Origin of the sequence: Caldisphaera sp. (genome assembly GCF_049974385.1) — an archaeon.
Classification (GTDB): Archaea; Thermoproteota; Thermoprotei_A; order Sulfolobales; family Acidilobaceae; genus Caldisphaera.
In genome coordinates this window covers 56,990-69,953 of record NZ_JBMFIW010000003.1, presented here as the reverse complement: position 1 = coordinate 69,953, position 12,964 = coordinate 56,990, and the positions used below count along the sequence as shown (strand labels likewise).

13 protein-coding genes and 2 tRNA genes are annotated in these 12,964 nt (G+C 33.2%); 1 reads left to right on the top strand and 14 read right to left on the bottom strand.

Annotated elements, in window-relative coordinates; all coding sequences use genetic code 11:
- Window positions 1-15 precede the first annotated feature (15 nt).
- The 6 genes from ACP5GV_RS01575 to ACP5GV_RS01550 all read right to left on the bottom strand — a co-directional run bounded on the left by ACP5GV_RS01575 (window position 16) and on the right by ACP5GV_RS01550 (window position 3,860).
- A complete protein-coding gene (locus ACP5GV_RS01575) occupies window positions 16-429 on the bottom strand; it encodes a hypothetical protein (protein WP_428069179.1) in 414 nt (137 codons plus the stop codon).
- An 88-nt stretch (window positions 430-517) separates the two neighbouring features.
- Window positions 518-623, bottom strand: a tRNA-Cys gene (locus ACP5GV_RS01570).
- 28 nt (window positions 624-651) lie between these two features.
- The gene (locus ACP5GV_RS01565) at window positions 652-1,683 is read right to left on the bottom strand and encodes an ATP-binding cassette domain-containing protein (RefSeq protein ID WP_428101908.1); all 1,032 of its coding nucleotides are present in this window, start codon (window positions 1,681-1,683) and stop codon (window positions 652-654) included.
- Between the two features lie 4 nt (window positions 1,684-1,687).
- Window positions 1,688-2,482, bottom strand: coding sequence for an ABC transporter permease (locus ACP5GV_RS01560; protein ID WP_428069175.1), 795 nt, complete (start codon window positions 2,480-2,482; stop codon window positions 1,688-1,690).
- A gap of 10 nt (window positions 2,483-2,492) precedes the next feature.
- On the bottom strand, window positions 2,493-3,626 hold the full coding sequence (locus tag ACP5GV_RS01555; RefSeq protein ID WP_428101905.1) for a substrate-binding domain-containing protein: 1,134 nt from the start codon (window positions 3,624-3,626) through the stop codon (window positions 2,493-2,495).
- A gap of 69 nt (window positions 3,627-3,695) precedes the next feature.
- Window positions 3,696-3,860 (bottom strand): ribbon-helix-helix protein, CopG family, encoded by a 165-nt coding sequence (locus ACP5GV_RS01550; protein ID WP_292319414.1) that lies wholly within the window; start codon window positions 3,858-3,860, stop codon window positions 3,696-3,698.
- A gap of 149 nt (window positions 3,861-4,009) precedes the next feature.
- Between ACP5GV_RS01550 and ACP5GV_RS01545 the strand changes: the two genes are divergently transcribed.
- Window positions 4,010-4,116 (top strand) — tRNA-Met (locus tag ACP5GV_RS01545).
- A gap of 16 nt (window positions 4,117-4,132) precedes the next feature.
- On the opposite strand, the gene nuoN is transcribed toward ACP5GV_RS01545, so the two are convergent.
- The 8 genes from nuoN to ACP5GV_RS01505 are packed head-to-tail and all read right to left on the bottom strand — an operon-like array spanning window position 4,133 to window position 12,964.
- Complete coding sequence (gene nuoN / locus ACP5GV_RS01540; protein ID WP_428101902.1) at window positions 4,133-5,581, bottom strand: NADH-quinone oxidoreductase subunit NuoN; 1,449 nt, start codon at window positions 5,579-5,581, stop codon at window positions 4,133-4,135.
- A 6-nt stretch (window positions 5,582-5,587) separates the two neighbouring features.
- The gene (locus ACP5GV_RS01535) at window positions 5,588-7,630 is read right to left on the bottom strand and encodes an NADH-quinone oxidoreductase subunit L (protein WP_428101900.1); all 2,043 of its coding nucleotides are present in this window, start codon (window positions 7,628-7,630) and stop codon (window positions 5,588-5,590) included.
- 6 nt (window positions 7,631-7,636) lie between these two features.
- Window positions 7,637-9,199: a complex I subunit 4 family protein gene (locus ACP5GV_RS01530; RefSeq protein ID WP_428101898.1), complete on the bottom strand. Its 1,563-nt coding sequence runs from the start codon at window positions 9,197-9,199 to the stop codon at window positions 7,637-7,639.
- 2 nt (window positions 9,200-9,201) lie between these two features.
- On the bottom strand, window positions 9,202-9,516 hold the full coding sequence (locus ACP5GV_RS01525) for an NADH-quinone oxidoreductase subunit K (protein ID WP_292319418.1): 315 nt from the start codon (window positions 9,514-9,516) through the stop codon (window positions 9,202-9,204).
- Entirely contained in the window at window positions 9,513-10,007 is a 495-nt protein-coding gene (locus ACP5GV_RS01520) for an NADH-quinone oxidoreductase subunit J family protein (protein ID WP_292319419.1), read from the bottom strand. The genes ACP5GV_RS01525 and ACP5GV_RS01520 overlap by 4 nt, the downstream gene beginning before the upstream one ends.
- A complete protein-coding gene (gene nuoI, locus ACP5GV_RS01515; protein WP_428101896.1) occupies window positions 10,004-10,654 on the bottom strand; it encodes an NADH-quinone oxidoreductase subunit NuoI in 651 nt (216 codons plus the stop codon). Before nuoI ends, ACP5GV_RS01520 begins: the two co-directional genes overlap by 4 nt.
- A 10-nt stretch (window positions 10,655-10,664) precedes the next feature.
- Entirely contained in the window at window positions 10,665-11,708 is a 1,044-nt protein-coding gene (gene nuoH, locus ACP5GV_RS01510) for an NADH-quinone oxidoreductase subunit NuoH (protein ID WP_292319421.1), read from the bottom strand.
- Between the two features lie 5 nt (window positions 11,709-11,713).
- Entirely contained in the window at window positions 11,714-12,964 is a 1,251-nt protein-coding gene (locus tag ACP5GV_RS01505) for an NADH-quinone oxidoreductase subunit D (RefSeq protein WP_292319422.1), read from the bottom strand.

Genomic DNA, 12,964 nt, shown 5'->3' with positions numbered 1-12,964 from the left:
AATTTTTCCCCATAATTACCAAGTTCTTTCCGTTTTTCTATCCTTAAATATCCACTTAAATTTATCATAAATAAAGCAATCAATTATAACGTTTTTACCATCTCTAATTATTGAAAGACCATCTAATGGATTATCTGGAGGCGAAGGTAATATCTTTGGTTTTGTTATTCCAGAATATATCATTTTTTTACCAACTTTCTTCCACCAATATCTTCCATAATATTCATAAATTACTTTATTTCTACCATTTTTTACTTTATATACTTTATGCACGGGTTTTAAATAATACCCTTTTAATGATATATCAGCATTATATATATAAATCTTTTCTTTTATTTCATTAAGCAGATTAACTATATCCAAATAGCCATCATAAACTATTATTTTACATTCATGGGGCTCATTCGGCTTTTCTAGATCATTCCCCAAATAAGGTCACCTCGTCGCAAGGCATTTCATAGCCCTATTATATAATTCTATTATGCGTATTAAAGTTATACATTGATATAGAGCTATGAGCCGGGGCCGGGATTCGAACCCGGGAATAACGGGTCTCAGCAAACGATGGGCTTGGCCACATTATTACTGCAGCCCGCCGCCTTAGACCGCTCGGCCACCCCGGCCCATAAATTAAAAGGATTACAAAAATATTTAAATTTCATTTGCATTTGCAGACCTTACAATTTTTATCTTATTAGCATCAAAGCATAAATACACTTTACTGTTCTCTTCAAATTTATCTTCAGAAAATATATTAAAAGTTTTATCATTAACTTTTACGATATACAAAAAACCACGAGAAGTTAAGCTGATATCTATTATTTTTCCTTCAAAATTATAGTCGCAACATTTATTACCACATAATTTTGCATCTTCTGGCCTAAAAACTGCATAAACTTTACCATCATAATCCAGTCTTTTTAAATCATGAAAAATATTTTCTAATATTCCAAAAGAATTGGTATCGATCATATTAGAATAACCTAAATATTCAGAAAATTCCAGCGTTTTTGGATTATTGATTATCTCTACAGGATTACCAGCTTCAATTATCTTACCTTTATACATAAAGAAAAGTTTTGTAGACAATTCAAATGCATCCTCAATAAAATGGCTTACATGTATTATCGTTGTTGTTTTTAATTTGGTAATTTTTTTCAAGATATTTCTCAAATTCTTTTTAACGTTTGGATCTAAGTTGGAAAGAGGTTCATCTAGCAATAAAATTTTGGGTTCAATAACTAATGCCCTAGCTATTGAAATTAATTGCTGCTGACCCCCACTTAATTCTTTTGGCTTTTTATTCAAAAGATTCTCTATATTTAACATAACCGATATGTCTTTAATTCTTTTTTCTCTTTCACTTTTATTTAATTTCATTAATTTGAGGCCATATTCTATATTAGATTTTGCATCCATATTATTAAAAAGAGAGTAGCTTTGTGTAACATAACCTATTTTCCTTTTTTCTATGGGTAAGTTTGTTATATCTTTCCCATATAATATAATTTTTCCATATAAAGGCCTGTAAAACCCTAATATTGATCTGAGGAGTGTTGTTTTTCCACTCCCATTGGGACCAGCTATAACATAATATCCGTGTTCCTCTAACTCTAAATTTATTGGCCCTAATACAAAATTTTTTAGTTTTACAGTTAAATTTTGTATAGTTAGAGCTTCCAACTCTTTATCTCCTCAAGTTTAGGAACAATCTGAATAAGATAAATATACTAATTACTATTACTAATAATGCAGCAGAAAACTTAACTGCATCTATCAGTCCTAAACCTACATAACTCTCATAGATATATACGGATGATGGATAAACAGTTGTTTTCCCAAATAAAACATAATATGCTACAATAAATAAAGCCCCTGCCTCAGATGTTGCTCTGGCCCATGTCAAAAGAGCACCATTAGCAACAGACTTCCATATATTTGGCAGAATGACGTTAAAGAAAGTTCTCATTTGTGATGCCCCTAAACTTCTAGATATTAGTTCCATTTCAGGATCTATCATTTTTATTGAAGATTCTATAATTCTAATTGTGTATGTTGAAGAAAGATAAGAAACGGCAAGAGTTGCTCCTAATATTGTATCTATAACGTTAATTCCAAACCTATGTAAGAAAGGCCCTAAACCATATTGAGAAGAGAATGCCAATACTATCATTATTCCTACTACCACATGGGGTATTACTATAGGTATATCTATAATGGTCTCTATTACGCTCTTAAATTTAAATTCGTATCTAGCTATTATATAGCCTAGTGGTAAACCAAATATTACTGCAAAGATCGCAGCTGTAGTAGATATAATCAAAGTAACATAGACCGCAGCAAGAAATGATTCATTTTTTAATGATGATATAATGCCTTTGCTACCTACTAATAGGAGAACAGTTATTGGATAAACAAAAAATATTAAAAAAATTAGAGAAAATATTAAAGAAAAAATAAAAAATATTTGTACCCTCTTCAAAATTTTTCACTCATGGGAATATGCTCATCAAATTAGTCTCATTAACCGGTATTACAAAGGGCTTAATTACTGATGGAACGCTTGAGTAATTTCCATAAACTACACCTGGTACTATTGGTTGTATACCATTACTCTTTAATACCTGTTGTCCTTGAGGACTGTATAGCAATAAGATAAAGTTTATTGCAGCTTGTGGATAAGGTGCATACTTAGGAATAGTTATCGTATATACTACTGGATTACATGTAAAAGTTTTTGTTTGGCCTAGTTCTGACCAAGTCACGTTAACATTATGATAATAGTTTACGTAAGATAAGTTACCCAAATTTACTAAAGGCGGTAAAGTTATGTATGTTATATTATATCCTTCGCTTTGATAGTTCTTAGTTTGAGGTAAAGCATTAGACATATAAGCTGATAATATGAATGAAACCAAATTATTTGTTGCCATTAATGTAAGTAAATCCGTTTCAGTATTTCTCATCTGATATTTTGAAGGATTATTATAAACGGAATTATATAAATATGATGCATTATTAAAGAATGATAAGCCTGCCAGTTTTAAGACACATTGAGCTTGATACCCACTAGGATCAGTAAAGGGATTAGATACTCCAATCACTGTTGATGGATTAGACGCAATTATCGAAAATATTTCCTTCCATGTTTGGTTCCATTGGCTTGATAAAGGTTGCATATTCTGAGTTTCTTTCCATAGACTATATACCTGTTTTCCTGCTGCAGTTTGTAAATCAACAATTATTACCATTTGAGTTATTCCAAAAGCTATTTCATAGTTAGCTATATTAGGGAACAAAACTGATGGAATTGTCGTTGTATCTGCAGAAGCAACTATACTAAATTCTTTAGTTGTATTCTCGGTTTGCGCTACTTCTCCACTACCTTTAAACATTGGTGTTCCAATACCAAGTCCTGGATAATAAGTGCTAGTCAAATTAATTAATTTACCAAACGAAAACTTTAGAGTTCCAGCAGCACCAACCGTAAATACGCTTGTTTGTTGTGAAGTTGTAGTTGTAGGGGGTGTAGTTGTAACTGTTTTAGTAGTTTTTGAAACAACCGCGTAACCTATACCGGCGCCTATTACTAATCCTACTATTAAATAAGTCCAAATATTTGCCATTTTTTATCCCTATATTTATGAAGATGTTCTTTCATAAATGATTTATTGTATCGACTATCAATATAAAAATTATTTAATTTCATTTTTTAAGTATTGCTCTATAGCCTTTCTTATAACTTCACTTCTATTACTTTTTGTTTTTAAAGTTATTTTATCCAACTTAAATAAAGTATCAGTATCTATTCTAAAACTAACTATCCTCAATTCGTCTACCTTTTTATTAAATTCGCTCATTATCTCACCGATCATAAGTATTACCTATGAAACTTTTTAGCAACCCGAGTATAAACATAACTATACAATTAATTGAAAATAATAAAATTTTACCGAAAGTATTCTAAAGAAAAGGTTAAATTTCAAACAAGCTTCTCATTTAACAATGGGCCGCCGTAGCTCAGGAGGTTAGAGCGCCGGACTCATACGGCGTTTAACCGAAATCGATAAAGCCTGAGTAATCCGGAGGTCCCGGGTTCGAATCCCGGCGGCGGCATTTTCAAAAAAAAAAATTAATAATAAATGTTTACTATAGATTTTAATAAAAACGGTGCATACAAACCAATAATAATTAATGCTAAGGCTGAAATAATTAAAGCAGCGGTGTAACCTTTTCCAACTGTTATCTTATTTTCACCTTTAGATAATATTTCTCTTGATGCAATAATATAATAAACCGCACTTATTCCACTGTTAATCAATGCCAACAGCACAAGCCATATACTATATCCTGAGGCAGACAAAAACAAGTAAAGTTTCCCCCAGAAACCTAATAATGGTGGTATACCTAAAAGGCTGAAAAGTAATATTGAAGCAGAAATCGCAGCTGCAGGATTTGATGAAAGCAATCCATGTAAATCACTTAATTCTCTTTTTGTCTTTCCAACAAATGCAAATAAAGGTGTTTTTGCAATGCCATATGCTATCGATTGCAACGCAACTGCAAATAGAGCGAGTCTTAAAAGACTTATTTCAGAGTTTCCTGAAAAATATGCTGCAGCAGCAATAGCCGCAAAAATATAACCAACTTGAGCCATACTGCTATAAGATAATATTACCTGGAAATCCCTTGATGTTAAAGCAGCTATATTGCCATAGACCATACTTGCCACAGATAAAAAGGCTATTAAAAGGGCTGCATAACTCGCTATGGGACTTATACCGTTTATTGAAGATGCCATAATAACTATTGATCTAGTTATTATTGCTATAAATCCTAACTTAATTATACCAGCAACAAATGATATACCCCTACCATCGCCTCTTCCATACACACTTGGTAACCACCAATGGAATGGGAATAAACCTACCTTAAACCCTAAAGCTGCTATTAGCAACAAAACTGTTAACCCAACTATACTAAAACCTGATTTTGTTGTTGGGGTTAATGATGTTAATAGAAAACTACTTGAATCTGGTCTAGGAGAAACTGCAAACGACGCTACCCAGAAAGCCAATATCAATGTACCTATCATTCCTACCATTATATACCTAATAGAAGCCTCCTTGCTTTCTTTTCCATCTGGTAATGAAACAAACACATAGCTTGCAACAGATACTAGAAGCCATGATGCCAGTATCATTAATGCATCAGTTGCCCCTGATAAGAAGAACAAACCAAATAATACTAAAGGTATTAAGCTATATAGAGCAGGTCTGCTTGACCATTTAAGTCCATCTTTACCTACTGCAATGATGTAAATTATTGATGCTATGGATGAACCCAATAGGATTAAAGAAGTGAACGAATCTTGAATCACTAATCCATTGTAAAATATAAGTATATTTTGGAAGCTGGCATATAATGATAATAAAGATACAACAAAAAAGGTACCTATTCCAACAATTCCTATTACAACAGGCCAATCGCTTTTATCGTTTCTTATCCCTAATATAGGTGAAATTAACCCCATAGCCAATGTCAGATATAAGAAAAATTCAATAATTCCTACTTCCCACATCATTTATCACCATCCAAAGAATACAATTAATATAACGATACTTGCCATAATTATGTAAAGGGCTATCAAATAATCTGTCCTGCCTCTGAAAAATGCCCTTAATCCTTTTGATGCTAATTCTCCAGCTTTAGGTATTACATAGTGATAGAATAAATCTATAGCGGTATTGATAACTCCCATTAGCCATGATAATCCCATGAATGAGTATAAGAACAAATAGTATAGAGCTGAATTTATGAACCATCTATCATATAAGAAAGTATGCAGTGATTTGAGAACAGAGCTCCTATCAAGCATTGCCATAAAGTTATATCTTCTTATATAGAGATAAGCTATTATTGCGAAGTCAATTACAATCAAAGTGGTTATAATAATAGTTGATGCATCAACAACTACGTTAAATGCTGGAGATGCCTGTATACCTAAAGTTTCAAATATCCCTATTTCCAATCCTTTACCTGTATAGAACCATAAAATACCTAAAACGAGGGCTGCTAAAGCTAATATTGTATATGGAGCAAGCATTAATATAGGGGCTTCATGCAAATGATGTTCTTTTGATTCTTGATATGGTGGGGAATGGAATACCCTTATGATTAGCCTAGATATGTAGGCAGCTGTGAAAAATACTGCTAAAACCGCAAATATGTAAATTCCTAAATAGCCTGTCTTTGCAACGTTTTCTAACACTAATTCTTTTGCAAAGAAACCACTAAATGGAGGTATTGCTGCTAAGCTTAGACCAGCTAACCACATAGATATCGTTGTCACTTTCATATATTTTGAGAAATTACCCATATAATCAATAAATCTGCTATCAGTTGCATGCAATGCATATCCAGCTATTAAAAATAAAGCTGCTTTAAATATTGCATGAGCTAAAAGCATTGCTATACCAGCTAATTCAGCATCCGCCATAGCTGTATAATTATGAGTTACAACAAATAATCCTCCTGCCGCAACAGCTAATATCATATAACCTAAGTATTCAGCAGTTGAATAAGCTAGAATTAATTTAAATTCATTGCTTACTATGGCCATAGTTGCCATAATAAATACTGTCGTGACTGCTAATCCTGCTACAATATAAAAATATTCCTGTGTTTGCGATACTGCTAAAGAACTTGCAGCTATTGCTCCTATAAAGAATATAGGGGCAAAACGCAATATATAGTAAACACCTGCTTTAACCATTGTTGCAGCATGTATTAATGCAGAAACAGGTGTTGGACCTGTCATAGCTGTTACTAACCACTCATGGAATGGGAATTGTGCGCTCTTTGCTAATGCGCCTAGCGTAAATATAAGCAAAAAAGCAGTTAACATTCCTTTAGATGCTAAGAGACTCATCCAAGTTCCTGCAGTAGAGGCTATAGTAGGAATACTAAAGCTATTTACAATAAAGAATAATGAAGTAAATCCCACTAGAAAGCCTACATCTCCAACTCTCGTAAATAGAATAGCTCTTATACCACTAGTGCTTGGTTCAAAATACATTGGTAATCCTAACGCTTTTCTTCCTGGAACCCCTACCCAATATTCTTCCTCATCAGTATACCAGTGACCTATTAGAGCATAGCTTGCAAGACCTGTTCCTTCCCATCCTATAAACATTAATATCATATTGCTTGCAGTTAAAAGTAATAGCATGCTACCTACAAAGAATGATATAAAGAAGAAATATCTTTGAACTCCCCAATCTTTCTTCATATATTCTATGCTATATACGGCTATTAAAAAGCTAAGCCATGAAACTATTGTAGACATTATAGCCCCAAGACCATCTAAATATGTGCCCACTTTAATTTTAAGTAAACTTACCCAATACGTTGAAGTCTCAGCAACTATTATCTCATGTTTTATCAAAACATCATACAATGCTACAGAAGATACTATTGATGATATAAATATGCCTAAGACGCTTATTATGTTATATACTTTTTCATTTTTCACATTGAATAGCCATAATAAGGCTAAAATACCTGCACCTATAAAAGGAGACAACCATATTGAACTCCATTCAAACCAATTTGAATATACAGTAATCATTTATAATCACCTACCCAAAGATGATATTATAAAAGTTATTACTGATGTATTTAGACTTGATATAAGAGGATTTATGACTAAGAAAAACACAAAACCAAATATAGCAACTCCTAATATAGATAATTTAAATACATCGATTTTTTCGCTTCCTTCTATTTTACTTCTAGAATGTCCATAGAATATTCTTCTCATCATTATAAATGAATATGCGCCAGTTAATGTTAGAGAAACTATAAGCAAAGCAGTAAAACCTATAAGAGAAGCTAGATTTCTTAGCATATAAGATTGGACTAATCCCATAACAACTAATATTTCACTCCACATGCCAACACTTGGCGGTAATCCTGTTAAATTCATAAATCCAAACAAAGCGAGAGCTGCAGTTAAAGGATATCTCCTAGCAAGCCCTCCCATCTTAGTTATATCCCTAAGATTTTTAAGTTCTGTAATAAAGACACCAGCAGACATGAATAATATTGCCTTACCGATTGCGTGAGATAAATATATAAGCATTGCTCCAATAATGCCATATGATGTTAAAGTCGCTAATCCTAATAACATATAACCCATCTGGCTAATGCTTGAATATGCTAAAAATCTCTTAAAATCTTTTTGTCTTAGAGCAACTAATCCTCCATAAATTATTGTTACAAATGCAAGAGTTAACAAATATGGTCTCCAAGTTAACATAGTTGTTGGGAAAAATTGGAAAACAAATCTAGCAATAGCGTATCCCGCAAGTCCTATCAAGTTTGGTGATAACAAAGCAGAAATAGGTGTTGGTGCTTCTGCATGCGCATATGGTAACCACATATGAACTCCAAATACTGCCATCTTAACAAAGAGACCTATAAGCATTAAGAGTGCAATAATTGTTGTTGCACCACCTAATATTGCTTCTTCTGAACCTATAGGTGTTAAGGAGCCATTTAATAATGTCATATAATTAAAAGATCCTACAAGATATCCAAAGTACAAAATTCCGGTTAATAACAATACTGCTGCTATATGAGTCCAAACAAAATAAAGCAATGATATCTTTTTCCTATCGCCATAACCATAGTATGCAATTAATAAAAATGACGAAATTAATGTACCTTCTAAAAATATGTAAAATTCAATTAAGTTGCTTGAATATGCAATTCCAAGCATTGTAACTGCAAATATATTATATAAAAATGCATAAACGCCCAAATTAGGAACCTTTTCATTTTCTTCTTTCATTTCTTCGATCCTTTTAGTCATATACTTGATGCTATAAAATGAAACAAAAGCTGTAACTATAGATATCCCAATCACTATAGGAGCTGATAGACCATCTATGCCGAGATAAAAGGTTCCAATTCTATATGATACTAGGTTTATATAAATAGGGTCGACTATACTTTTAGATATTTCACCAGATGCATAATAAGATAATACTAACGCTAGTGGGACTAATAATACAAATCCTGACAAGTATATTAAAGCTTTAACTGCACTTTCATATTTACCTAGAAGCCACGCCAATATGCCAAGTAATATAGGTAGCAAAATAGTTAACCACAAAGCGGGAAATGATAACAACACTATCAAACACCCCCTTCTTCAAGATCTTCAGAGCTAACTGACTTAGATTCCCTCATATATGCAACCAAAATAGAAACAACTACTATAACTTCTGCCGAAACGACACTTATTATAACTATACCAAAATAAGTTGCTATTATGGCATTAAATGATAATAAAGACAAAACTAAAACTAATAACCCATTAAATATAACCTCTATAGATAGCAGTTGCCTAAACAAACTTCTTGATGATGTAACGCCATAAGCTCCAATTCCAATTATTATGGCAGATATTACCATAACTATTGCTCCAGTTAATTGATCTATAATTATCATTCTTTTTCACCCCTTCTTGCTATGCTTATAGCTTCAACCAATGTAGCAGCTTGAGCTATTATTATTAATGCTATTACTGGCAAGTAATGTGATAAAAGGCCAGAAGCGGCTTGTGTAACTGAAACATATTCTGGATATGAATATAAATTATAGAGTTTTCCAGCTAATACTATTATGCCTATTGTAACAGCTATAGAAGAAGCAGCTGCAAAGCCTAAAAAAGGTTCTTTAGATTCTCTTCCCCTAACTCCTACCATTGAAATAGCAATTATTATAAACATAACAGCTGCCCCCACATAAACTAAGACTAGATATGCTGATACTATTCCAAATCCTAAAAGCGCTATCAGTGCAGCTATCAGAGAAGCTAAAACTGCTAACATTGAGCTTGCATAAACCAAGTCTTTAACTTTTATAACATAATATGCTGCTATTATAGCTGCAACCCCTAATAATAACGCGAACAAAGGTAAAGATAGTATGGGGTTCATTGATTAACACCTCCTTTATTAACTGATTTTGGTTCTGGATTGTTTGCTTGCTGTTTTGCACCTTCTTGTTGTTTTGTTTGTTCTACAGGTTGTGAAATCTCTTTTTTCTCTTCTTCCTGTTTAATTTTTACTAAACCTCTTTTCTCATCAAACACATATCTAACTGGTATGCCCTCTTTTGCTGAAACATTTTCTGGTTCTTTTTGGAAATTCTCTAAAGATAATATCATATCTTGCATGTTCATATACACTAAATCATGATATGGAACATGATACAAAGCTTCTGCCGGGCATACATCTACACAATAACCACAAAATATACATCTATTATAATTTATAACAGGGAATTTTTTGACCATTTCCTTCTTTAACCTTTTATCAAAAACTTTAACAGATAACATTTTCATTGCTCTTGCTGGACATATCCTAGCACATGAAGAACAACTAATACATTTGTCTTGAATTAAAACTATAAAGCCCCTATAACCTTGCCTTAATTTTATATACTCATGAGGATATAACAAGGTAATCCTATTTGGATCCAAAAAATACTTCAAACCTATAGCCAAAGCTCCTATGTTACCTACAAAAACCCTACCTAATGGATTCTTTTTGGGATTCCTCTTTAATGCAACTTTTGCTGGCATTTATTTCACCTCATATTATACCAAAATATGCCTCAGCTAAGCCTAAACCAAATGCGGCTAAAGTTAAAGGTATTAGGATTTCCCACGCGATTCCTAAAGCCTGATCAACTCTATACCTTCCATAAACGCTTCTCAAGAAACTCATTATTGCCATAACTATTAATGCTTTTATCGATACGATAAGACTTGGTATAAAGTAACCAGTAATTATACCAGGCACTGGCTTATATGGCGCCCAACCTCCTAAAAATACTAAAGCTATCAAGATGCTAAAGACCCATCTTTTTATGTAACCTCCTCCCATATTAAGCCCGTATAATAGCCCCGTATATTCAGTATATGGGCCAGCAACTAATTCACTTTCTGAATCAGGTATTTCAAATGGAAATCCACTAGTAGACATCAATACTGCTATAAAAACAGCCAATAAAGCTATTGGGTTTAATAGACCTAACCATTTTCCAGACATCTGTATATTTACTATATTAACTATATTAAAAGATTGGGTCATAGCTGCAGCTGACAAAAAGCCTAAAACCGCAATTAATTCATAAGCTGTTATTATAAAAGATTCTCTTATTCCTCCAACAACAGCAAATTTATTATTACTTGCCCATGACATTAAAACTACAAACAGTGGAGATAAAGTGCTCAAAGCAACTGCTATTAATAAGCTATAATCAGGCGGTATTGGGAAATAAGTTCTAATTGATGTTAAAGGAACTGCTTCCAATGGCAACAATGCAAGAATTATCATGATTATTGGTGACAATATATAAGGCAAAACATCTACAGTCTCAGGAATAATAATTTCTTGCAATGCATACCTTGTTAGATCAGCTACTAGCTGTATTGCCCCTCCAATCCTTGGTGCGATTTCCCTTGGCCCATATCTCATTTGCACAAAAGCTGCTGCTTTTCTTTCAAACCATATTATAAATAAAGCAACTAATAGAGCCGCAATTAATCCAGGTATTATTAAAAATTGATATATTGGAGGGTAAAATATTATATCATCAACTATTATCCTATAAACCAAATACCATGTAATCATAAAGATCACCTATCCCATTCAGGCGGGAAATAATCAAAGCTACCATATATGGCTGGTAAGTCCATTAATCTATGGCCAGGCATTAAATATTTGAATGCTATTACATTCCTAAAAGAAGGCGATACAACCCTTACCCTATATGGAACATCTTTACCATCGCTTTCTACATAATAAACCATTTCTCCTCTTCCTGCTTCGACTCTTGCGAACGCTTTTCCTGGAGGAACCTTAAGAGATGCAAACAGTGGCATTAATTTTACCCTATATTTACCTGCATAATCTATTTGACCTGTATATACATCTTTATATAACTTAGGAGCTGTCTTCCAGAATTTCTCATGCATAAAGTTTTCTCTAGGATGCTTCTCAAGCCAGTCAACCACCTTATCAATTATGTTTAGGCTTTGTCTAATTTCTTCTACTCTTGCCCATGCCCTTGCTAAAGAATCTCCTTCTTCAAATACAGGTATTTCGAATTCTAATTCTCCATATGCTTCGTAGGGTTCGTTAAGTCTTACATCATATCTTACACCGCTAGCCCTTAAATTAGGACCAACAATGCCTAATTCAGTAGCTAAATTCTTTGACATCACTCCAACATTTTCTAACCTACTTCTTATATTTGGATTGTTTAAGAAAATCTTTGCATATTCATTAAGTCTGTTCCTCATATATCTAGTTGCTTTCCTTGCTCCTTCTGGGAAATCATCTGGTATATCTCTCCTAACACCACCAAATACAGGATATGAATGAGTTAACCTAGCTCCAGACATCTGCTCTGCTAAATCTATGAAAACCTCTCTATCTCCGAACGCCCACATATAAAGAGTAGAATGCCCTAAAAATACTCCAAATATACCCATACCATATAAATGGCTAGCTATTCTGTTTATTTCACAGAGTAATGTTCTCAAATATCTTGCTCTTTCGGGAGGTTCTGTGCCTAACAGCTTCTCCACAGCCTCAACGTATGGAAGAGTTATATTGCATGCATCTAATATTGCCATCCTCTCAAACAAAGGAATATTCTTTATCCAATCTCTTCCTTCTGCTAACTTTTCCATTGTTCTATGAACAAAGCCTATATCAGGGTCTACTCTTACCATTATATCTCCATCAACTTCTACTATAATTCTCATATGTCCTGATCCAGGGTGTGCAGGTCCTATATACACTTCATAGGTATTCTTGGACAATTCACTTACTTCCATACCAGGTAAATGAGGGACTACACTACCTGAAGTACTTGATTCCAT